The sequence below is a fragment of the Elizabethkingia bruuniana genome, assembly GCF_002024805.1.
GTDB lineage: Bacteria > Bacteroidota > Bacteroidia > Flavobacteriales > Weeksellaceae > Elizabethkingia > Elizabethkingia bruuniana.
The window spans coordinates 2,893,541-2,916,230 of sequence record NZ_CP014337.1; the positions used below are offsets into that span (position 1 = coordinate 2,893,541).

General features: G+C 37.2%; 27 protein-coding genes. 16 read left to right on the forward strand and 11 right to left on the reverse strand.

What is annotated here, in order from left to right:
• Window positions 1-21: 21 nt before the first annotated feature.
• From AYC65_RS13395 to AYC65_RS13445, 11 genes are all read right to left on the reverse strand, one after another.
• The gene (locus tag AYC65_RS13395) at window positions 22-330 is read right to left on the reverse strand and encodes an ATP-dependent Clp protease adaptor ClpS (protein ID WP_034868812.1); all 309 of its coding nucleotides are present in this window, start codon (window positions 328-330) and stop codon (window positions 22-24) included.
• Window positions 311-1,669, reverse strand: coding sequence for a hemolysin family protein (locus AYC65_RS13400; protein WP_034868811.1), 1,359 nt, complete (start codon window positions 1,667-1,669; stop codon window positions 311-313). The genes AYC65_RS13395 and AYC65_RS13400 overlap by 20 nt, the downstream gene beginning before the upstream one ends.
• A 94-nt stretch (window positions 1,670-1,763) precedes the next feature.
• The gene (locus AYC65_RS13405) at window positions 1,764-2,174 is read right to left on the reverse strand and encodes a GNAT family N-acetyltransferase (RefSeq protein ID WP_034868809.1); all 411 of its coding nucleotides are present in this window, start codon (window positions 2,172-2,174) and stop codon (window positions 1,764-1,766) included.
• Between the two features lie 65 nt (window positions 2,175-2,239).
• Window positions 2,240-3,112: an ATP synthase F1 subunit gamma gene (gene atpG, locus AYC65_RS13410; RefSeq protein WP_034868807.1), complete on the reverse strand. Its 873-nt coding sequence runs from the start codon at window positions 3,110-3,112 to the stop codon at window positions 2,240-2,242.
• Between the two features lie 77 nt (window positions 3,113-3,189).
• Window positions 3,190-4,767: a F0F1 ATP synthase subunit alpha gene (gene atpA / locus AYC65_RS13415; RefSeq protein ID WP_034868805.1), complete on the reverse strand. Its 1,578-nt coding sequence runs from the start codon at window positions 4,765-4,767 to the stop codon at window positions 3,190-3,192.
• Window positions 4,768-4,782: 15 nt separating this feature from the next.
• Entirely contained in the window at window positions 4,783-5,322 is a 540-nt protein-coding gene (gene atpH, locus AYC65_RS13420; RefSeq protein WP_034868803.1) for an ATP synthase F1 subunit delta, read from the reverse strand.
• Window position 5,323: 1 nt separating this feature from the next.
• Window positions 5,324-5,818: a F0F1 ATP synthase subunit B gene (locus AYC65_RS13425; RefSeq protein WP_034868802.1), complete on the reverse strand. Its 495-nt coding sequence runs from the start codon at window positions 5,816-5,818 to the stop codon at window positions 5,324-5,326.
• An 88-nt stretch (window positions 5,819-5,906) separates the two neighbouring features.
• Window positions 5,907-6,116, reverse strand: coding sequence for an ATP synthase F0 subunit C (atpE, locus tag AYC65_RS13430; RefSeq protein ID WP_009087709.1), 210 nt, complete (start codon window positions 6,114-6,116; stop codon window positions 5,907-5,909).
• A gap of 53 nt (window positions 6,117-6,169) precedes the next feature.
• The gene (gene atpB / locus AYC65_RS13435; protein WP_034868799.1) at window positions 6,170-7,237 is read right to left on the reverse strand and encodes a F0F1 ATP synthase subunit A; all 1,068 of its coding nucleotides are present in this window, start codon (window positions 7,235-7,237) and stop codon (window positions 6,170-6,172) included.
• Window positions 7,238-7,283: 46 nt separating this feature from the next.
• Window positions 7,284-7,682, reverse strand: coding sequence for a hypothetical protein (locus tag AYC65_RS13440; RefSeq protein WP_034868797.1), 399 nt, complete (start codon window positions 7,680-7,682; stop codon window positions 7,284-7,286).
• Between the two features lie 201 nt (window positions 7,683-7,883).
• The gene (locus AYC65_RS13445) at window positions 7,884-8,573 is read right to left on the reverse strand and encodes a zinc metallopeptidase (RefSeq protein WP_009087715.1); all 690 of its coding nucleotides are present in this window, start codon (window positions 8,571-8,573) and stop codon (window positions 7,884-7,886) included.
• Window positions 8,574-8,678: 105 nt separating this feature from the next.
• Here AYC65_RS13445 and AYC65_RS13450 point away from each other — a divergent pair, with 105 nt between their 5' ends.
• The 16 genes from AYC65_RS13450 to AYC65_RS13525 all read left to right on the forward strand — a co-directional run bounded on the left by AYC65_RS13450 (window position 8,679) and on the right by AYC65_RS13525 (window position 22,684).
• On the forward strand, window positions 8,679-9,803 hold the full coding sequence (locus AYC65_RS13450; RefSeq protein WP_034868794.1) for a GNAT family N-acetyltransferase: 1,125 nt from the start codon (window positions 8,679-8,681) through the stop codon (window positions 9,801-9,803).
• A gap of 26 nt (window positions 9,804-9,829) precedes the next feature.
• Window positions 9,830-10,012 (forward strand): hypothetical protein, encoded by a 183-nt coding sequence (locus AYC65_RS13455; protein WP_009087720.1) that lies wholly within the window; start codon window positions 9,830-9,832, stop codon window positions 10,010-10,012.
• Between the two features lie 118 nt (window positions 10,013-10,130).
• A complete protein-coding gene (locus AYC65_RS13460; protein WP_009087723.1) occupies window positions 10,131-10,496 on the forward strand; it encodes an NADH-quinone oxidoreductase subunit A in 366 nt (121 codons plus the stop codon).
• A 36-nt stretch (window positions 10,497-10,532) separates the two neighbouring features.
• Window positions 10,533-11,081 carry an NADH-quinone oxidoreductase subunit B gene (locus AYC65_RS13465; protein WP_009087725.1) on the forward strand — a complete coding sequence of 183 codons (549 nt, stop codon included), beginning with the start codon at window positions 10,533-10,535 and terminating at the stop codon, window positions 11,079-11,081.
• A gap of 4 nt (window positions 11,082-11,085) precedes the next feature.
• On the forward strand, window positions 11,086-11,586 hold the full coding sequence (locus AYC65_RS13470; RefSeq protein WP_034868791.1) for an NADH-quinone oxidoreductase subunit C: 501 nt from the start codon (window positions 11,086-11,088) through the stop codon (window positions 11,584-11,586).
• A 75-nt stretch (window positions 11,587-11,661) separates the two neighbouring features.
• Window positions 11,662-12,885 carry an NADH-quinone oxidoreductase subunit D gene (locus AYC65_RS13475; protein ID WP_034868789.1) on the forward strand — a complete coding sequence of 408 codons (1,224 nt, stop codon included), beginning with the start codon at window positions 11,662-11,664 and terminating at the stop codon, window positions 12,883-12,885.
• A gap of 94 nt (window positions 12,886-12,979) precedes the next feature.
• Window positions 12,980-13,489 (forward strand): NADH-quinone oxidoreductase subunit NuoE family protein, encoded by a 510-nt coding sequence (locus AYC65_RS13480; RefSeq protein ID WP_034868788.1) that lies wholly within the window; start codon window positions 12,980-12,982, stop codon window positions 13,487-13,489.
• A 10-nt stretch (window positions 13,490-13,499) separates the two neighbouring features.
• The gene (nuoF, locus tag AYC65_RS13485) at window positions 13,500-14,858 is read left to right on the forward strand and encodes an NADH-quinone oxidoreductase subunit NuoF (protein ID WP_034868786.1); all 1,359 of its coding nucleotides are present in this window, start codon (window positions 13,500-13,502) and stop codon (window positions 14,856-14,858) included.
• 18 nt (window positions 14,859-14,876) lie between these two features.
• On the forward strand, window positions 14,877-15,725 hold the full coding sequence (locus AYC65_RS13490; protein ID WP_034868785.1) for a hypothetical protein: 849 nt from the start codon (window positions 14,877-14,879) through the stop codon (window positions 15,723-15,725).
• A 41-nt stretch (window positions 15,726-15,766) separates the two neighbouring features.
• Window positions 15,767-16,765, forward strand: coding sequence for an NADH-quinone oxidoreductase subunit G (locus AYC65_RS13495; RefSeq protein ID WP_021348915.1), 999 nt, complete (start codon window positions 15,767-15,769; stop codon window positions 16,763-16,765).
• Between the two features lie 3 nt (window positions 16,766-16,768).
• Entirely contained in the window at window positions 16,769-17,800 is a 1,032-nt protein-coding gene (gene nuoH / locus AYC65_RS13500; RefSeq protein WP_034868783.1) for an NADH-quinone oxidoreductase subunit NuoH, read from the forward strand.
• A gap of 122 nt (window positions 17,801-17,922) precedes the next feature.
• Window positions 17,923-18,462 (forward strand): NuoI/complex I 23 kDa subunit family protein, encoded by a 540-nt coding sequence (locus AYC65_RS13505; protein ID WP_034868781.1) that lies wholly within the window; start codon window positions 17,923-17,925, stop codon window positions 18,460-18,462.
• Window positions 18,462-18,956 (forward strand): NADH-quinone oxidoreductase subunit J family protein, encoded by a 495-nt coding sequence (locus AYC65_RS13510; RefSeq protein WP_034868780.1) that lies wholly within the window; start codon window positions 18,462-18,464, stop codon window positions 18,954-18,956. Before AYC65_RS13505 ends, AYC65_RS13510 begins: the two co-directional genes overlap by 1 nt.
• Before the next feature lies 1 nt (window position 18,957).
• Window positions 18,958-19,290 carry an NADH-quinone oxidoreductase subunit NuoK gene (nuoK, locus tag AYC65_RS13515; RefSeq protein WP_009087746.1) on the forward strand — a complete coding sequence of 111 codons (333 nt, stop codon included), beginning with the start codon at window positions 18,958-18,960 and terminating at the stop codon, window positions 19,288-19,290.
• Between the two features lie 6 nt (window positions 19,291-19,296).
• On the forward strand, window positions 19,297-21,195 hold the full coding sequence (nuoL, locus tag AYC65_RS13520; RefSeq protein ID WP_009087748.1) for an NADH-quinone oxidoreductase subunit L: 1,899 nt from the start codon (window positions 19,297-19,299) through the stop codon (window positions 21,193-21,195).
• A gap of 1 nt (window position 21,196) precedes the next feature.
• Window positions 21,197-22,684 carry a complex I subunit 4 family protein gene (locus AYC65_RS13525; RefSeq protein ID WP_034868778.1) on the forward strand — a complete coding sequence of 496 codons (1,488 nt, stop codon included), beginning with the start codon at window positions 21,197-21,199 and terminating at the stop codon, window positions 22,682-22,684.
• Window positions 22,685-22,690 lie beyond the last annotated feature (6 nt).

Consider the following 22,690-nt stretch of genomic DNA (forward strand, 5'->3'; position numbering starts at 1 on the left):
GGAAAGCCTTTCTTTTTTATTTTATACAATCTCAGAAGTCAAGCCTCTGGATAATAGTTTCTGATGCATAGGCTTTAGCAAATCCATTGCACCTGTCTTTACGGTACATTTACCTTTATAATGTACTAATAAGGTACATTGTTCCGCCTGTTCCGGTGTATGTTTACAAATCTCAATCAGGCATTCGATAACAAAGTCAAAAGTATTGACATCATCATTATGCAGAACAAGTTTATATACATCATCCGTCTGATCCAAAACCAGCACTTCTTCTTCGTATTCTCGTTTTGGACTGTCATAATTCTGCGAATTAAGCTTCTCCCATTTCATCTGCAAGTCTTTCTTCAATTACGGGTTCCAAATATATCATCTCCACCATCTCTACACCACGATTCTGCATTTTAAGAATTTTAAAATGGTAACCGTTGAGGTCAAACTCCTGATTTTCTTCAGGAATATCACTAAGTTCATGTAAAATAAAACCAGCAAGTGTATTATATTGTTCCGGATTTTCAGGTAGATCCACAGGAAGGTGTTCGTTTATTTCTTCCAATGGCTGAGATGCCTGTACCCAATAAACATTCTCTCCTACTTTCTCCACAACTTTTTCTTCTTCATCTTCCTCATCCTGGATTTCTCCTACAAGTTCTTCAAGGATATCTTCAAGGGAAATAATACCTTCAGTACCACCAAACTCATCGATAACGATAGCCAAATGCTGTTTTTTAGTCTGGAAAACCTTCATAAGGTCGGATATCTTTTTACTTCCTACAACAAACGTAGGTTCATGTAAAAGCGTTCTGATATCGAAATCATTCCATTCATCAAAGTTCTTAATATATTCCCGGATAAATTCTTTGGTATAAAAAATACCGATAACATTATCTATAGATCCGTCATATACAGGTATTCTGGAGTAGCCACTTTCCAGCATTTTTTCCACAATATCCTTTTTATCATCATTGATGTTGATAGAAAATATATTCTGGCGTGGTACCATAATTTGTTTTGCACTATGATCTGTAAAGTCAAATGCGTTCTTAATGATCTCGTAGTTCTCTTCTTCAATTTCTCCACTATCAGCACTCTGTTTTACCAAAAGCTGTAATTCTTCTGTAGAGTGGATTTCATTTTCAGAAGCCGGATGAATTTTAATCAACCTTAAAAATGCGTTGGAAATAGAATTCATTAACCAAATAAATGGTCTGAAAACATTGTAGAATAAAATCATCGGGTAAGCCACAAAGAAAGTTGTGGATTCCGATTTGCGTATTGCAATAGATTTAGGAACTAATTCACCAAATACAATGTGCATAATTGTAATGATCAGGAAACTACATACTACAGAAACAGTAGTAATGGTAGAGTCTGCAACAGCAAAGCCAAAGCGGTGAAACAGATCTTCGAAAACATGGTGTAATGCGCTTTCACCGACCCAACCTAAAGCAAGGCTGGCAAGGGTAATCCCTAACTGTGTAGCGGAAAGGTATGCATCTAGATGCTTAATAATGTATTCTGCTTTCTTAGCAAGTGCATTGCCTTCTGCAGCTTTTATTTGGATTTGTGAATATCTTACTTTTACGATTGAAAATTCGGCGGCTACGAAGAAGCCATTAAGTAATACTAGGAAAAGGGCAATAATAAGTTTGACAAAACTATCGGGGTCCATTTAATTTGTTAATAATATAATCAAATGCAAAGATATGTATTATTTTTTAATACGCATTTTTAATTCCTGCACTTCCTGTGTTAACTTTTTATTATTATTGGAGTTCAAAGTAAATATATTCGCCTTCAGCAGATGTTCCGCGATATTTTTCATGAAAACCATTTTTTTTATAGAAACGGACTGCATCAGCATTCTCCAACAAACATTTTAGCCCCAATGGTTTCCCATATATTTCTGAAAGATAGGTAATCAATTGTAAGCCTATTCCTTTACTTTGATATAAAGGGTTAACAAATAAATAATGAATAAAATTATCCGGCTCCCAAAAGGATATAAAAGCTATCGTTTCTTCATCTGCAATGGCTTCGTAAACTACTTCACCAGTCAACGCATTTTTAAAGTCCGATATTTCAGAAAGAAAAGGCATTTCATTCCGTACTGTATTATAAATTCCTTGTATTGCGGAATAGTCTTTATCTTTCTTTTCAACAATTTGAATAAGCATATATAAAAATACAAAAAAGCGCTTACCCAAAGGATAAGCGCTTTTAATTATTTTGTTGAACTTTTCTAGCTGTTTTTCAAAGCTTCAGCTCCGGATACAATTTCCAAGATTTCGTTGGTAATTGCAGCCTGACGTGCTTTGTTGTAGAAGATAACCAGGTCATTCTTCAATGCCTGTGCATTATCTGTTGCTTTGTGCATTGCAGTCATCCTTGCACCATGCTCAGAAGCTACTGAATCTAAGATTGCTTTATAAACCTGAGTCTTGATAGATTTAGGAATTAAAGTTTCCAGAATTTCGGTACGGTTTGGTTCGAAGATATAATCAGTTTCGATTGCACTCTTCTCAGCTTCTTTCTTTTCAGGCATAGTAATAGGAAGAAGTTTTTCTGTTTGTACTTCCTGCGTTGCCGCATTAAGGAATTTGTTGTACACCAGATATACTTCATCAAAAACTCCCTGACGGAAATCTCTCATGATATCCTCAGCCATATGTGCTACGCCTTCAAAAGTTAAAGAATCGTAAAGATCGCTGTGGTTATCATAGATTTTCTTAGAAGCTCTGAAAGCATCAAATGCTTTTTTACCAATAGTCAACACTTCAACTTCAAAAGCTGAATTTTGTTGATACTGAGCATTAACTTCTTTGATAACAGAAGAGTTGAAAGCTCCTGCAAGACCTCTGTTGGAAGTAACTGCAATGAACAGGATTCTTTTAACCTCTTTTGGTTGTGCATAAACCGAAAGCGTTTCCTGATCTAGTGTAGAACTAACGTTTTCTATTATTTCCTGAAGTTTTTCGGAGTAAGGGCGAAGCATCACAATAGCATCCTGTGCTTTCTTTAGTTTCGCTGCCGAAACCATTTTCATAGCACTGGTAATTTGCATTGTAGATGAAATGGATGAAATCCTTCCTCGTATTTCTTTTAAGTTTGCCATTCTCTTTTATATAGTTGTTGGTTATTGGTTTCTGGTTGCTAGTGTATAACTGTCAACCAGAAACCATCAACTAAATTTTAGTTGTATTTTGCAGCGATATCGTCAGCAACCTGCTTCAGAACAGAAGTTAGGTTATTATCGTATTTACCTGCTTTTAAAGCTGCTAAAGTATCAGCATGTTTAGCTTTTAAGAAATCTACGTAATCTCTTAAGAACTCTTTTACTTTGTTGATAGGTACTTTTCTCATTAAGTTTTCAGTACCAGCGTAGATCATAGCGATCTGCTCTTCAACAGGAAGCGGAGAGTTAACACCTTGCTTCAATACTTCTACGTTTCTTTCCCCTTTAGAGATTACTGCTAAAGTAGCAGCATCAAGGTCAGAACCGAATTTAGCAAACGCTTCTAATTCTTTATATTGTGCCTGGTCTAATTTTAGTGTACCAGATACTTTTTTCATAGACTTGATCTGAGCGTTACCCCCTACACGAGATACAGAAATACCTACGTTGATAGCCGGACGTACACCAGAGTTGAATAAATCAGTTTCCAAGAAGATCTGTCCGTCTGTAATAGAAATTACGTTAGTCGGGATATACGCAGAAACGTCACCAGCCTGAGTCTCGATAATTGGAAGAGCAGTTAATGAACCACCACCTTTTACTAGAGGCTTTAAAGACTCTGGTAAGTCGTTCATTTGCTTAGCGATTTCATCGTCACCAATGATTTTCGCAGCTCTTTCTAATAATCTTGAGTGAAGGTAGAATACGTCACCTGGGTAAGCTTCACGGCCCGGTGGTCTTCTTAAAAGTAGAGAAAGCTCACGGTAAGCTACTGCTTGCTTAGAAAGGTCATCATAGATGATTAATGCAGGACGACCAGTGTCTCTGAAGTACTCACCAATTGAAGCTCCTGCCAATGGTGCATATACCTGCATTGGAACTGGATCCGAAGCGTTAGCTGTAACGATTACCGTATAAGCCATAGCTCCTTTATCTTCAAGGGTTTTTACAATTTGCGCTACAGTAGAAGCTTTTTGTCCTACAGCAACATATATACAATATACAGGCTGACCTGCATCATAAAATTCTTTTTGGTTAAGAATAGTATCGATAGCCACAGTAGTTTTACCTGTCTGACGGTCACCAATAATAAGCTCTCTTTGTCCTCTACCTACAGGGATCATAGAGTCAATTGCAACGATACCTGTTTGTAAAGGCTCGGTTACAGGCTGACGGAAGATTACTCCCGGAGCTTTTCTTTCCAAAGGCATTTCGTATAGTTCCCCGTTAACGGCACCTTTACCATCGATTGGGTTACCTAATGTATCTACTACACGACCTAATAAACCTTCACCAACTTTAATAGAAGCAATAGTATTGGTTCTTTTTACAGTATCTCCTTCTTTTACTGCTTTAGATTGTCCAAGAAGAGCTACACCTACGTTATCTTCTTCAAGGTTAAGTACCATTCCTTCAACACCGCTTTCAAATCTTACAAGCTCACCATATTGTACGTTTTCTAACCCGTAAACACGTGCGATACCGTCACCGATCTGAAGTACGGTTCCTACTTCCTGGACATCACTTTGAGTATCAAAGTTTGCCAATTGTTGTTTTAAGATTGCAGATACTTCTGCCGGATTTATTTCTGCCATTTTGGTCTGATTATCTTAGTTAAGTTCAAATTCTTTTCTAATGTTAGATAGCTTCGTTCTTACAGAAGCGTCTACTTGCTGGTCACCTACTCTTAGGACATAACCTCCCAGAATTTCTGGTTTGATACTTGTTTCAATATCAAAAGTTTTGGAGTGGTCTACCAATGAAGATCCTTTCAGGATGTCTTCAATATTTTGTTGTGTAAGTTGAGTAGCTGTAACTAAAGAAATTCTTTGTACACCATTCAAGTCTTCCACATTATTGATATATTCTTGTGCAATACCTTTAAGCTGACTTTCTCTTCCTTGCTTAATAGTTAATGCAATAATATTTCTGCTTGTTTGAGAAAACTGTGCAAAAATCTGTTCAGTAACACTAATTTTCTTTTTTGCCTCAATAAAAGGGCTGTTAAAAAATTTATTAAGCTCCGCAGAGGCATTTAAAACTTTTACAACATCCTTCATCTCAGCAAAAACAGAAGCTGTATTTCCTGTTTCCTGAGTAAAGTCTAACAGACCTTTTGCGTATCTCTTTGCTACCTTGGATATACGCATATTAGTTTAAGTTAGATTTATTAAGAATATTTTCTACTAATTGGTTCTGAGCGTCGTTGTTATCAAGCTTTTGCTTAAGGATAGACTCAGCGATATTTACAGAAAGCGTTCCAATTTGAGACTTGATATCTGCCATAGCAGCATTTTTCTCAGCATTAATGGTTTGTCTTGCCTGCTCAATCATTTTATCACCTTCAGTTTTTGCAGCATCCTTAGCTTCACCAACGATTTTGTCTTTAATCTCTCTTGCTTCTTTAAGGATAGCATCTCTTTCGATTTTAGCTTCACGAATAATTCTTTCGTTGTCTGCTTTTAGGTTTTCCATTTCAGCTTTCGCTAATTTAACCTGGTTAAGAGCATCTACGATATTCGTTTCTCTTGTATTGATTGCAGAAAGAATTGGTTTCCATGCAAACTTACCTAGTAAGATTACTAAAATTAAGAAAACTACTGTAGTCCAGAATATGTTACCGATTGAAGGAGTTAATAAATCCATTTATAATATTTTTATACTATTCAGTTTAATTTTTCAAAAGTAAAAGAAATTCTGCAAACCAACCGTTTACAGAATTTCTAGATTTTTCTTATCCGTTACCTAGCATTGCTACTACGATACCGAATAGACCAGCACCCTCGATAAGAGCTGCTGCGATAATCATTGCAGTTTGGATTTTTCCTGATTGCTCTGGTTGTCTTGCAATAGCGTCCATTGCGTGACCACCGATTTTACCAATACCTAATCCAACTCCTAGAACTGCTAATCCAGCTCCGATTGCTGCGATACTACCTGTCATAACTTTATAATTAAAATGGTTGTTTTATAATTTATTTTCTTATTTCTAAAATCTTAGTGTGCATGGTGAGGCTCTTCAACTGCCATACCGATAAACAATGCTGTTAACAATGTAAAGATGTAAGCCTGTAATGCAGCTACTAATACTTCCAGTACGTTGATGAACAATGTTAGTGCTACTGATACCGGAGCTACAGCGTAAGACTGCATAATGAAGATTAATGATACTAAACTCAGGATTACGATGTGTCCTGCTGTCATGTTAGCAAAAAGACGAATCATTAATGCAATCGGCTTAGTAAACATACCCAAGATCTCTACAGGAACAAGGATTATATATACTAATAGCTTACCTGCCCATGGCATATTGTTTCCTAACGGGTCAAAAATATGAGACCAGTAAGTTTTTCTACCGTTAACATTCACTATAATGAAAGTAAGAACTGCCATTACCATAGTGAAAGCGATATTCCCTGTTACGTTAGCCGATCCCGGAAGTAATCCTAAGATATTCATCAACCAGATGAAAAGGAAAAGCGTTACTAAATAAGGAACAAATCTCTTATATTTAACAGAACCAATGTTTTGTAAAGCGATTTCATCACGTACAAAAATAATAAGTGGCTCAATAAATCTTGCAATTCCTGAAGGAACCTGAGATTTTTTATAGCTTCCTCTTGTTGCAAATGCAATCAATATAAGGATAACTGCCGCTAATAACATCTGCGCAACAACTTTTGTGATTGAAAAATCAAGAGGTTGTACATTTGTAGGGTGCTCTTCGTGCATGTTAAGCGTACCCGCAGCATCAGTTTTATAAATTTTATTGTGGTAAAGCTTATAATAGTTACCATCTACTTCAGCTACTTCATCTTCATGATGACCGAACTTTGCAGAAGAAAAGACTTTCAGTCCGTTATCTAACAAAATTATCGGAAGCGAAATGCTTACTGATTTTTCACCTTCTCCCCAGAAATGCCAAGAGTGGGAATCCGAGATATGGTGCATAATGTCTGGCACAGGGTTATACTTCTCAGGCTTTTGCTGACCCTCTGTGGAAGAGGCAAATACAAGTCCTGCGACTAAAAACGTAAGCAAATAAAGGATCTTCTTTACATTCATACCAGAATTCTAAATTTTTTGCAAAAATAAGGATTTAAATGACATATCAAAGCGTGTCAGTTTTATTTATTTTATGATTTTTATCCTGTATTCTGATTAAAGCAACAACCAAAGCTGTTTCCACAAGCAGGTAATACCAGTAAAAACCAAAATACAACATCAGATTTTGCTTCATCTCCGGAAACTTGTATGCTAAAAATATAACTCCGCCCATTTTTACAATAAGGAAAGCTACATACACATAGGCAATAAGTTCTTTTTTGATAAGGCTAACACCTATAATACTAGCCAAACTAAGAAAATGAAGAAAGAAAAACAGGAAATGTAGTTTATAAGATACACTTATCCCTTGTTGCGCCAATAAAAAATTAACGCCAAAAGCAGCCGCACTAAAAACTAAAAACAAAACAAATAACAATAAGCTTTGCGAAACCTTATTTTTCATAGCCGCAAAGATGCTATTTTATTTTTTAACTTCCTATTCTGATAAAAAAGACAGGAGAAAATCATATTTCCTCTTTTCAATTACAAAAATTCAAAAAGAGATACCAGAGTCTTTTCAGGATCCGTTTAGGCTTAGAACAAAAAAAAAGACCGCTTCTTTTGAAACAGTCTTTTCTTTATTTTATTGATAACATGATTTAAACTAATCTCTTCGCCCACCCGAAAGCATAGAAGCAAAGTACAGCAACTGAGCCAGAGACCCCAAAGCCGCAACAACATAGGTTCTTGCTGCCCATTTTAAAGAATCCTGAGCGGCATCCTGTTCATCTACAGTTACCGTTCCGCTCTTTTCGAGCCACTTCAAAGCTCTGTTACTCGCGTCATACTCTACCGGCAATGTAACAAATGCAAATACCGTTGTTACAGCAAATAATATAACACCCAGTGCTAACAATGTTTTATTTCCACTGGAAGCCATTACAATAATACCTGCAAACAAAACAAACTGTAATAATCTGGAACTAATATTCACTACAGGGACAAGCTTGGAGCGCAGTCTTAACATAGAATATCCCTCTGCATGTTGTATTGCATGTCCACATTCATGAGCTGCCACAGCTGCCGCTGCTGCATTTCTCTGCATGTATACCGCTTCTGATAAATTTACTGTTTTATTAGCGGGATCATAGTGATCCGTCAACTGTCCGGGAACTGAAGTTACAACAACATCCCGAATCCCATTCTCCGCCAGCATTTTTTCAGCAATTTCTTTGCCCGACATATGATTGCGCAATCTCAGTTTTGAATAATAATCAAACTTCGATCTGAGCCTGTTTTGCACAATTACGCTGGCTATAAATATGATTAATAATATAAAATAATAACTAAACATTTGTGTAATTTCTGTCTAAATCTTACTTCCTATGAAGGAAAAAACCATGCCAAAAACAAGGTGAAAAAATGCAATTCTTTATATTTGCAGAAAATTAAAATAAACATGTCGGAAATCTCCCTTAGAAAAGTCATTAATGATAAAATGCTTACAGATTTTATTCAGTTTCCGATGACACTATACAAAAACAACCCTAATTATGTTCCTGCATTAATAAATGATGAGAAACAAATATGGGACCCAAAAGAAAACCCGGCACTCGCTTATAGTGAAGCCGAGCTATATCTTGCCTATAAAAACAATCAGGTTGTTGGCAGAATAGCTGTAATGATTAACCACAAAGAAGGTCAGGAACTGGACATTCATAAAGTACGTTTTGGGTGGATAGATTTCATTGACGACATTAATGTATCAAAGGCTCTTATAGAAAAAGCTGCAGAATATGCTAAACAGCATAATATAAACAAAATTGAAGGCCCTATGGGCTTTACCAATCTGGATAAAGCAGGAATGCTGACAATGGGCTTTGACAAACTAGCCACCATGATCGGCATCTATAACTTCGATTATTACCCACAACACCTGGAGCAATTGGGACTGGTAAAAGAGAAAGAATGGGTAGAATTTGAACTTGCATTCCCTGAGGTATTGAGTGAAAAGGTGATTAAGTTCAACGATCTCATCAAAGAAAAATACCAGCTAAAAGTTCTGAAATTCAATAACAAAAAAGAGATACTTCCTTTAGTAGAACCCATGTTCCAACTTCTGGACGAAACTTACAAAGGACTTTCTACCTATACCCCTATCACCCAGCAACAGATCCAAACATATAAGGAAAAATATTTTGGCTTTATAGATAAAGATTTCATTGTCTGCATTACAGATGCCAATAACAAACTGATTTCTTTCGCTATCACTATGCCTTCGTATTCCAAAGCCTTACAAAAAGCCAACGGAAAACTTTTCCCATTTGGATGGTGGCATTTCTTACAGGCAGGCAAGAAAAATGATCGTGCAAATTTCTACCTGATAGGTATACACCCGGAATATCAACGCCGCGGAGTAACCGCTATTATCTTCAAAGAAATTTATGAAATTTTCAAGAAGAAAGGTGTAAAATTCCTGGAAACAAATCCCGAACTTGAGGAGAATAAAAACATTCAGCTTCTATGGCAGGATTACAGTCCTGTAAATCACAAAAGAAGAAGAACCTACAGCAAAGAATTTTAATCTATTAATTTCACAAGACAAAAGACATGAAAAAGCAACTTATTATATACGCTATACTTATTGTTATCTTCTTTGCTTACAACCAGTTTTTCCGTGTAAAAGACGATCAGCTTAACGATTTAATTAACATTATTTTCTCCAGTTTTTTATTCCTATACATCGCATACATTGCCTTTGTGATTTTGAAGCGATTAAAAGGTAAAAAGTAATTTATTTTTAATCATTCTAAATTACCTTTTCCACTGGCTTTCAGCGAGAAACATTGCCTTTGTAATTTCAATTTTCCCTATAATTTTAGTATTATTGCAAGTTAGTAATTAAGATATTATGAACTTGCCAGAAAATTATATCCCAATATTAATACAAGCTGCTGTAGCACTTGGGTTTGTGATAGTTACCATTATCGCATCCAGCTTATTGGGACCTAAAGTAAAAGGAGAAGTAAAAGATCAAGCTTTTGAAAGTGGTTATACGTCTGTAGGTGATGCAAGAACGCCTTTTTCTGTAAAATATTTTCTTACTGCAATCCTTTTCGTACTATTCGATATCGAAATAGTATTCTTCTATCCTTATGCCGTTAATTTCAGAGAGTTTGGCGTGGAAGGCTTCATGGCCATTGTAACGTTTGTGGCGATCTTCTTCATTGCATTTTTCTATGTACTGAAAAGAGGCGCATTGGACTGGGATAAATAATTAAATTTTTAATCAGAAGATTAAAACAAAAAAGAGATGTCAAAAGAAGTTAAAATATTAGAAACTCCTCCTCCAGGTCATGCCGGAGAAGGTTTTTTTGCAACGAAACTAGACAGCCTTATTGGTATGGCCAGAGCAAATTCTCTTTGGCCGCTTCCGTTTGCTACATCTTGTTGCGGAATCGAGTTTATGGCGATGATGAACCCTACTTATGACCTTGCCCGTTTTGGTGGTGAGCGTATGGTATTCTCCCCTCGTCAGGCTGACATATTATTAGTATGCGGAACCATTTCAAAAAAATTGGCTCCAATTTTAAAAACAGTTTACAGCCAGATGGCAGAGCCTCGCTGGGTAGTAGCTGTAGGTGCTTGTGCTTCCAGTGGTGGAATATTCGATACCTATTCTGTTCTTCAGGGAATCGACAAAGTAATACCTGTAGACGTTTATGTTCCTGGATGTCCTCCAAGACCTGAACAAATCTTGGAAGGTTTTATGCAGGTTCAGGCAATTGCTAAAAGCGAAAGCCTTAGAAGACGTGATCTTCCGGAGTACAAAGAACTATTAGAATCTTATAACATTAAATAAGCCCATGGAACTAACAAATGAATTAGTACTTGAAGCCATTTCAAGAGAGTTTCCTGAAGCTGTTCTAAACTCATCAGAACCTTATGGGCTTCTGACAATTGAGTTAAAGAAAGAAGAGACTAAAAAGGTTATCCACTATCTTAAAGAATCTTCATACGAATTTATATTCCTTACCGATATCTGTGGAGTTCATTACCCGGATAATCAGGAGAAAGAATTAGGAGTCGTTTACCACTTACACAGTTTGGTAAATAACTTCAGATTGAGACTGAAAACTTTCATGCCAAGAGAAAGTGCTGCTATAGAAACCATCAGTGATCTTTATTCCGGAGCCAACTGGATGGAAAGAGAAACTTTTGATTTTTATGGAATAGACTTTAAAGGACATCCGGATATGCGTCCTATTCTAAACATGGAAGATCTGGGTTATCACCCTATGCTGAAAGAATATCGCCTTGAAGACGGAACACGTACAGACAAGAACGATTCAATGTTCGGAAGATAATTTATAAATGATTAATGATGATTGATTGCTGATCCAAAAATCAATTATCGATTATCACCCATCAATTATAGCGAAATGAAAGATAACAATTTATCAAATATACTTAGCCAATACGAGTCGAAAGAGCAAATCGACCAACAGCTTTATACGCTAAACCTGGGACCAACCCACCCGGCGACACACGGTATTTTCCAAAATGTACTGACTATGGATGGAGAAAGAATTCTTCATTCTGAGCAGACTGTTGGATATATCCACAGAGCTTTTGAAAAAATTGCTGAAAGAAGACCTTATGGCCAGATAACAACTTTAACTGACAGATTAAATTACTGTTCTGCTCCGATCAACAATTTCGGATGGCATATGACAGTAGAGAAATTAATCGGTTGCGAAGTTCCTAAGCGCGTAGACTATATGCGTATTATAATGATGGAACTTTCCAGAATTGCAGACCACATGGTATGTAACGGAGTTATTGGTGTAGATACCGGTGCTTTAACAGGATTTACTTATTTGTTCCAGGTACGTGAACAAATTTATGATATATATGAGCAGATCTGCGGTGCCAGAATGACAACTAACATGGGAAGAATTGGAGGTTTCGAAAGAGACTTCAGTCCAAAATTCCATGAACTGCTAAGAGATTTCCTTAAAACTTTCCCTAAGAAGTTTGCTGAATACCAAAGCCTGATGGAAAGAAACAGAATTTTCATGGACCGTACTATTGGTACAGGAGCAATTAGTGCAGAAAGAGCACTAAGCTACAGCTTTACAGGACCAAACTTACGTGCTGCAGGTGTCGACTATGATGTAAGAGTAGCACAACCATATTCTTCATATGACGACTTCGACTTCATCGTACCAATTGGTACTGCCGGAGATACATATGACAGATTCATGGTTCGCCAGACTGAGATTCTGGAAAGTTATAAGCTTATTAAAAACGCTTATGAAAATCTTCCTCAGGGATCTTATCACGCAGATGTGCCAGATTTCTATTTGCCAGAAAAGGCAGATGTGTATACCAAGATGGAAGCTCTTATCTATCACTTCAAGATTGTTATGGGAGAACAGGATATTCCTGTAGGAGAAGTATACCACAGTGTAGAAGGTGGAAACGGAGAGCTTGGTTTCTATATGATTAGCGACGGAGGCCGTACACCATACAGATTACACTTTAGAAGACCATGTTTCATTTATTATCAGGCATACCCTGAAATGATACGTGGCTCTTTAATTTCTGACGCAGTTGTAACATTAAGTAGCCTTAATGTAATTGCAGGAGAATTGGATGCATAGAAAAATTATAAATTTTGAATTATAAATTATAAATTGATTTTTAGACTACTGGATTCATTTCAGAATTTAAAATCTAAAATCTAAAATTTCAAAAATGAGCGAAACAATTGCTTTTAAACCTGAAGTTATAGAACAGGTAAATAAAATTATCGCAAGATATCCGGAGGGCAGACAAAAATCAGCTCTTATTCCTTTGCTGCATGTTGCACAAAAAGAGTTTGGCGGCTGGCTGGATGTACCGGTAATGGATTACGTTGCAGAGCTGCTTAACATAAGACCAATCGAGGTTTATGAAGTAGCTACTTTCTATACGATGTTCAACATGAAACCTGTTGGTAAATTTGTACTGGAAGTGTGCAGAACAGGTCCTTGTATGTTGAAAGGAAGTGATGATATATTAGATCATATCCGTACAACACTGAACATAAAGGACGGAGAAACAACCGAAGACGGTCTGTTTACCTTAAAGCCGGCAGAATGTCTGGGGGCTTGTGGTTATGCGCCAATGATGCAGTTAGGGAAATTTTATCATGAAAATTTAACAAAAGAAAAGGTAGACGAAATTCTTGAACTTTGCCGTCAGGGAGCTGTTGCCTTAGATTAAAAATAATAAAATGAGTAAAAAACTTTTACTTAAAGACGCTCATATAGAAGGTATCCGCTACTTCGACACCTACAGAAAGCAAGGTGGTTACGATGCAGTAGAAAAAGCCTTAAAAATGACACCAGACGAAATTCTGGAGGAAGTAAAAGCTTCCGGACTTAGAGGTCGTGGTGGAGCAGGTTTCCCTACAGGGATGAAGTGGAGCTTCCTGGCTAAGCCAGATGGTGTTCCCAGACACTTAGTTGTAAATGCTGATGAATCTGAACCGGGAACTTTCAAAGACCGTTATTTAATGGAATTTCTCCCTCACCTACTTATTGAGGGTATGATTATTTCATCTTTCTGTTTAGGTTCCAATGCTTCTTATATCTATATCCGTGGAGAATATTCATGGATTCCTGATATTCTTGAAGAAGCAATCGAAGAAGCTAAAAAAGAAGGATTCTTAGGTAAAAATATTTTAGGAACAGGTTACGATTTAGAAATCTACGTACAAAGAGGTGCAGGTGCTTATATCTGTGGAGAGGAGACTGCTCTTCTTGAATCTCTTGAGGGTAAGCGTGGAAATCCTCGTTTGAAACCACCATTCCCGGCTGTAAAAGGTCTGTGGGAAAGACCAACTGTAGTGAACAATGTGGAATCTATCGCAGCAATCGTTCCGATTATCAATATCAGCGGAGCAGAATATTCTAAAATTGGTGTTGGCCGTTCTACAGGTACAAAACTAATTTCTGCGTGTGGTAATATCAACAAACCTGGTGTTTACGAAATTGATATGACTATTACAGTAGAAGAATTTATTTACTCTGATGAATACTGTGGTGGTATTCCAAATGGAAAAAGACTTAAGGCTTGTATTCCTGGAGGATCATCGGTTCCAATTGTTCCGGCAAATCTTTTATTAAAAACCATCAACGGTGAACCTCGTTATATGAATTACGAGAGTTTAGCTGACGGAGGTTTTGCAACAGGAACAATGATGGGGTCTGGTGGTTTTATCGTACTGGATGAAGATCAGTGTGTTGTAAAACATACCCTTACATTAGCAAGATTCTATAACCACGAAAGTTGTGGACAATGTACACCTTGCCGTGAAGGAACTGGCTGGATGTACAGAATATTGAAAAAAATTGACAGCGGAAAAGGAACAATGGAAGACATTGATCTGCTTTGGGATATCCAACGTAAGATTGAAGGAAACACTATCTGTCCGTTAGGAGATGCAGCAGCTTGGCCTGTTGCAGCAGCTATTCGCCACTTCAGAGATGAATTCGAATGGCATGTGAAAAACCCAGAACTTTGTTTAACTCAGAATTATGGACTGGCACATTATGCTGATCCATTACCAGCTCCGGCTGTAACAAATTAATAAATTGCTAGAAAGATAATGAAGAAGTTTTTTGCGCTTGCGGTACTATTTTTAGGAACGAGTTTGGGGTTTTCCCAAAGTCTTGACAGCAATACTGGTATTGTAGAGAAACCTACACCCCTAACGAAGAAAGGACAAATGTTTGTTTTCTTTGGATGGAATAGAGCGGCATTTAGTAACTCCGATATTCATTTTTCAGGAAATGGTTATAACTTCCAACTGAACAATGTATCGGCACAAGATAGACCAACTAAATTCGGAATAGTTTATTTTAACCCGGGATGGTTTACTGTAGTACAGTATAATTTCAGAGCAGGTTATTTTATTAAAGACAATTTAGCGATTGTTTTAGGAATTGATCACATGAAGTATGTGATGGACCAAAACCAGACTGTAAATTTCTCCGGACACATTTCCGATCCGAAATATGCAGGAATGGTACAAAATGGACAAGTAAATTTACAGGACGAACAATTCCTGACTTTCGAACATACAGATGGTCTTAATTATGAAAACTTAGGTATTGAGAAATACCAGAAGATCAGTACCAGCAAAAACTGGGATATTGTATGGTCTTACGGAGTTGGAGCAGGTTTTATGTTCCCGAAAAGTAATGTAAAACTATTCGGAAATGAGAGAAGTGACCGTTTCCATGTAGCAGGGATAGGTACAGATGCCAGAGCGAGTATCAACCTTGTTTTTGCTAAACACTGGATGCTTCGTTTAGAAGGAAAAGCCGGTTATATCAACATGTGGGATATTAAGACAACATTAAATAATAAGCCAGACAAGGCTCAACAGGATTTTGTTTTCGGACAGGTTCTTGCCGGAATTGGTTATACATTTAATACAAAGAAGAATAAATAACAAAGCCTATTGCTTCATGCATATAGCTTAAAGCATATAATATGAGCGAAGAAATAAAAAAATTCAAAATAACCATCGACGGACAAACGACTGAGGTTGCTCCGGGCACTACTATTTTGGAAGCAGCCAGACAAATCGGAGGTAAGTCTGTCCCGCCAGCAATGTGCTATTACAGCAAACTGGAAAAAAGTGGTGGACGTTGCAGAACTTGTCTTGTAGAGGTATCTAAAGGTTCTGAAGCAGATCCAAGACCGATGCCTAAGCTGGTAGCAAGCTGCCGTACAACTGTAATGGATGGTATGGAAGTGAAGAATCTTGAATCTCCTAAAACACAGGAAGCAAGGCATGCTGTAACCGAATTTTTATTGGTAAATCACCCATTAGACTGCCCTATCTGTGATCAGGCAGGAGAATGTCATTTACAGGATTTAAGTTACGAAAATGGTCTTCAGGAAACTCGTACTGAGTTCGAAAGAAGAACTTTTGATGCCGATGATATCGGACCATATATAAAGCTGAATATGAACCGTTGCATCCTTTGTGCACGTTGCGTTCTTTTAGCAGATCAGTTAACTCCGGAAAGAGAACACGGAATCCTGTTCAGAGGAGACCATGCTGAGATTTCTACTTACCTGAACAAAGCTTTGGACAATGATTTTATCGGAAACGTTATCGATGTATGTCCTGTAGGAGCATTAACAGACAGAACATTCCGTTTTGCAAGCCGTGTATGGTATACCAAGCCGGTAAATGCAACTTGTAAGTGTGAGAAATGTAGCGGAAAAGCTGTTCTTTGGATGAAGGGAGACGAAATTCTTCGTGTTACAGCAAGAAAAGACATCTACGGAGAAGTAGAAGAATTTATCTGTAACGACTGTCGTTTCGAAAGAAAAGATACGAAGGACTGGACAATAGAAGGACCAAGACATATAGACCGTCATTCTGTAATTTCAACAAACAAGTACGGAACACTGCAAAATTCATATAAGCGCATTGATTCTGAAACCGTAATAGAAATAGATAGCAAACACGAAAAATAGACCATGACAAATATTCTTTTTACAACAATACTTATCGTTATTCTGTTTGTGTTATGCATCGCAGTTGCTGCTTACTCAACATGGGCAGAGCGTAAAGTTGCTGCTATCATGCAGGACAGAATCGGGCCTAACCGTGCAGGGCCATTTGGTCTTTTGCAGCCATTGGCGGATGGTGGTAAGCTTTTCTTTAAGGAAGAGTTTATGCCTAAAAATGCCGAGAAATTTTTATTCATACTGGCACCAGGTCTTCTGATGTTTATATCCCTGATTACGGGAGCTGTTATTCCTTGGGGAAAATCATTAAACATTGGTGGTGAATCTTTACCTGTACAGGTAGCAAATATCGATGTTGGGGTTCTTTTCCTTATCGGTATGGCTTCTACCAGTGTTTATGCAATTATGATCGGTGGATGGGCTTCCAATAACAAATTTTCATTGATATCTGCAGTAAGAGCATCTTCACAGATGATTTCTTATGAATTGGCAATGGGTCTTTCACTTCTTTCTATCGTATTAATGAACGGATCTCTGGATCTGCGTGTTATTACAGAAAACCAAGCCGGATGGGGAGGTATGAAGTGGAACATCGTTCTTCAGCCTGTAGCATTCATTATCTTCTTTGTTTGCTCTCTTGCAGAATGTAACCGTGCACCTTTTGACTTAGCAGAATGTGAATCTGAACTTGTAAACGGATTCCACACTGAATACTCTTCTATGAAATTTGGATTATTCCTTTTTGCGGAATATGTTAATATGTTTATTTCTTCAGCGCTTATCACTACCCTTTTCTTTGGTGGTTACAACTATCCGGGAATTCAGTGGGTTGGTGAAAACTGGGGAGAAAATGCTGCCGGAATTATCAGTATCGTAGCCTTCTTAGCAAAAGCTTTCTTATTTGTATTCATTTTTATGTGGATAAGATGGACTTTACCAAGATTCCGTTACGACCAGTTAATGCACTTAGGATGGAAATCTTTCATCCCGTTAGCGCTAATTAACTTATTGGTAACTGGTGCAATATTATTGTTTGTATAAAACAATTTTGGATTTTGAATTATTAAATTTTGAATTAGTGGTGAAGGAGACAAATTGGAAGACAAAGGATTAACCTCTGAACTCTGAAAAATTAACCTCCGACATCTGATAATTACAATAAGATGAAACTAACGAACAGATCAAAAGTAGTCTCCAATAAAGAGATGACTTTAGCCGAAAGAAGTTATCTGCCTGCCATTTTCAAAGGTATGGGGATTACGCTGAAGCACGCTTTCCAAAAAAATAATACTTTCAGCTATCCTGAAGAAAGAAGGATTTTTGCAAAAGTATGGCGTGGTCAGCATGTCCTGAAAAGAGACGATGAAGGTAGAGAGCGCTGTACGGCCTGCGGTCTTTGTGCTGTAGCTTGCCCTGCAGAAGCCATTACAATGACTGCTGCAGAAAGAACAAAAGAGGAAAAGCATCTATACCGCGAGGAGAAATATGCTTCAGTATACGAAATTAATATGCTGAGATGTATTTTCTGTGGATTGTGTGAAGATGCATGTCCAAAATCAGCAATTTATTTAACAGACAGATTGGTAGATGTAGAAACTAACAGAGGTTCTTTTGTATATGGAAAAGACAAACTGGTAGAAGATATGAACAACCGTATCGATATTTCTGATCGTCAAAAGAAATCTTATAACCAACCGGAATAATGGAGCAGTATATTTTTTATTTTGTAGCACTGTTAGCGTTAGCCAGCGCTGTTTATATGGTTTTTGCAAGAAACCCGTTATATAGCATCTTATCTCTTGTTATTACATTCTTCTCTATTGCAGGAATGTATATTTTGCTGAATGCTCAATTTTTAGGAATCGTACAGATCATTGTATATGCAGGTGCCATCATGGTACTTTTCTTATACATTCTGATGATGCTGAATCTGAATGCAAAAGACGAGTCCAGCAAGAAGAACTATATGAAATTCATCGGAATTATTTCCGCAGGAATATTATTAACAGGATTATTAGGAGCCTACAGAGGCATCCAGGGAACTGCTAAAGTAGCTGTTTCCGACAATGGTGTAGGTCTTACCAAAAATCTAGGAAAATTATTGTTTAACGAGTATGTATTGCCATTTGAGCTTGCGAGTGTATTAATTCTTACCGCAATCATCAGTGCAGTATTAATCGGTAAAAAAGATATATAAAATGGGAGAAGTAACTAATTCGATGTTACAGGCTGTTCCGATAGAACATTATATTATTCTATGCAGTCTGTTGTTCAGTTTAGGTGTTTTAGGAGTATTAATCCGTAAAAATGCGATTATTATTCTTGGATGTGTTGAGCTAATGCTGAACTCTGTAAACCTACTGTTAGCTGCTTTTTCAGCATACAAAGGAGATGGACATGCTCAGGTACTGGTATTCTTTATCATGGTGGTTGCTGCAGCCGAAGTTGCTGTAGGATTGGCAATCTTAACAATGATGTACAGAAACACCCGTTCTGTGGATGTAAGTGTATTTAACAAATTAAAAGGATAATTGCTGATGGATAATTTGATTATAGCTATACTTATTTTACCGTTAATAGGATTTCTGATTAACGGCTTATTCGGAAAGCATTTGCCTAAAGTGGTAGTGGGCGGACTAGCAACACTTGTTGTTTTTGTTTCGTTTGTTCTTGCTGCTTCAATTTTCTCCGATTACACTGCGGACTCTTCTGTTACTATTGTACGTTTGTTCAAGTGGTTCCAGATTGACGGAGTTCCAATTAACTTTTCATTACAAATAGACCAGTTATCACTGATGATGGTATTAATCATCACCGGAATTGGTTCTTTAATACACCTGTACTCTATTGGTTATATGAGCCATGATGCAGGTTTCTACAAATTCTTCACTTACCTTAACCTGTTTATCTTCTCCATGCTTTTATTAGTGATGGGAAGTAACTACCTAATCCTTTTCATAGGATGGGAAGGTGTAGGAGTTTGTTCTTACTTACTAATCGGTTTCTGGTATGATAACGTAGAATATGGAAAAGCTGCAAGAAAGGCTTTCATTATGAACCGTATCGGTGACCTTGGTTTACTAATCGGTATCTTCGCTATCGCTTACCAGCTTAACGCAATCGATTATCTGACAGTTGCTCAGAATGCTTCTAAGTTCGAATATAATGGTGGTATTATTCTTTTCATCACTGTATCCCTGTTTATCGGAGCAATGGGTAAATCTGCACAGATTCCTTTATTCACATGGTTACCGGATGCAATGGCAGGACCTACACCGGTATCTGCACTAATCCACGCTGCAACGATGGTTACAGCTGGTATCTACTTGGTTGTACGTTCTAACTTCTTATATACGCTAGCACCTAGTACAATGGAGTTCATTATGTACATCGGTTTAGCAACATCTTTAGTTGCATCGTTCATTGCACTAAGACAGAACGACATCAAAAAAGTATTGGCATACTCTACTGTATCTCAGTTAGGTTTTATGTTCATCGCTTTAGGTGCCGGATCTTATACAACAGCAATGTTCCACCTGATGACACACGCTTTCTTCAAAGCTTTATTATTCTTAGGATCAGGTTCTGTAATCCATGCCATGAGCGGAGAACAGGATATGAGACATATGGGTGGATTGAGAAAGAAAATTCCTGTAACTTACTGGACATTCCTTATCGGTACCCTTGCTATTACAGGTTTCCCTTTCTTATCGGGTATGATTTCTAAAGATGAAATCCTTGTAACTGCATTTGCTAAAAACCCTGTAGTATGGTTCTTCACTTTTGTAAGTGCTGCCATGACTGCTATCTATATGTTCCGTCTTTTATACCTTACTTTCTTTGGAGAGTTCAGAGGATCAAAAGAACAAGAACATCATTTACATGAAAGTCCGCTGAATATGACTTTACCACTAATTGTACTGGCTATTCTTTCAGTTGTTGGTGGTTTCTTCAACCTTCCGCACTTTGTTTCTCACGACCATTCCCAAAAACTGGCACACTGGCTAAACAAAGTAATCATCTCTCCGATCGAACTACCGGAAGTAAGCGTAGCTACAGAATGGATTTTATTAGCCATTACTGTTGCCATGTTCTTTATTGTATGGTTTATTGTAAGAAATACTTATGTAAACAAAAAGAAAATGGCATTACCAGACAGCAAATATGTTGGATGGGAAAGACTTTCTGCTCAGAAGTTAAAAATTGATGAGATTTATAATGCAATGATTGTAAAGCCTATCGAAGGAATGGGTAAAGCAGCATCAATGTTTGATAAAGCTGTACTCGATCGTATTGTAAACTTTGTTGCAAACGGAGCTGAAGATTCCGGAAAATCTTTCAAGCGCCTTCAGAATGGAAATGTAGAAACTTATGTGCTGATTATGTCATTGGCAGTAGGGATTATATTAATTGTTAACTTTTTATTGAATTCATAAGATGTTATTAGCACTATTACTAATACCAGTTATTGGATCTGCTCTGGTTTTTGCATGGAAAAGTCCAAGCGCTAAGTACATAGCTTTAGTACTAGCATTTTTAGAAATGGCTTTGTCATTCTATATGCTTTCAGGACTAGACTTTGCGGCAACCATAGACAGCCCGAACTTACAGTATCAAATCAATACCCCGGAATCTTCATTCCTGAAGACTTCTTTACATCTGGGCGTTGATGGTTTGTCCATGCTGTTTATTTTACTAACCACTATATTAACCTCATTAATTATACTGTCTTCTTTTAGTCAGACTGTAAAATATAAGAATACTTTCTACGGACTGATCTTATTAATGCAGTTCGGTCTTATCGGAGTATTTACTTCATTAGATGGTTTAATGTTCTATGCTTTCTGGGAAGTAACTCTTATCCCGATTTGGTTCATTTGCGGACTATGGGGTCAGGAAGATCAGAAGCTTCGTTTCACGACTAAGTTCTTCGTGTATACATTTATCGGTTCGTTATTCATGTTAGGTGGTCTTATCTACGTATACAACCACTCTGCATCTTTTGCACTACTGGATATGTATAACTCGGATCTTAACGTTACTCAACAGACTATAGTTTTCTGGTTTATTTTTGTAGCATTCGCTGTAAAATTACCAGTATTCCCGTTCCATACATGGCAGCCGGATACTTATACTTACTCTCCTACCGAAGGAACAATGCTTCTTTCCGGTATCATGCTGAAAATGGCAATCTTCGGAGTTTTAAGATATCTTCTTCCGATTGCACCTGGGGCTATTCTGGGAATTTCAGGTCAGATTGTATTAACATTGGCTATTATAGGTATCGTTTACGGTGCATTAATCGCTATCGTTAAAAACGATATCAAAAGAATTATCACTTATTCTTCTCTTTCTCACATTGGACTAATCGTAGCGGGTATTTTTGCTTCTGCAATTCTTACTCTAAACGGACGCTTCACTACTGAGGGTGCTGAAGGTGCTGTTATACAAGCTTTTGCTCACGGTATCAATATCGTTGGTTTATTCTACTGTGCAGATATTTTATACAGAAGATTTAAAACAAGAGACATCAGACAAATGGGTGGACTTGCTAAGGTAGCACCTAAGTTTGCTGTTCTTTTCCTGATCATTGTATTCGGCTCTATGGCAGTTCCGTTAACTAATGGTTTCATCGGTGAATTCATCTTATTAAAATCTATTTCAGATTATAATACAACAGCGGTTATTATATCAGGTCTTACTGTTATACTTTGTGCTGTATACATGCTTAGAATGTACGGAAAAGCAATGTTTGGTAAAGGAGACGAAGTTCTTCTTGCTAACATGAAAGATGTTTCAGGAGTAGAATTCTCTGTACTGGCTTCGCTGGTTGTATTTGTAATACTTTTCGGGATCTTCCCAAATAGTATTCTGGAGATGGTACATAGTTCGTTGGAGTTTATCTTCAAATCAATGAATAATTAATTGAAA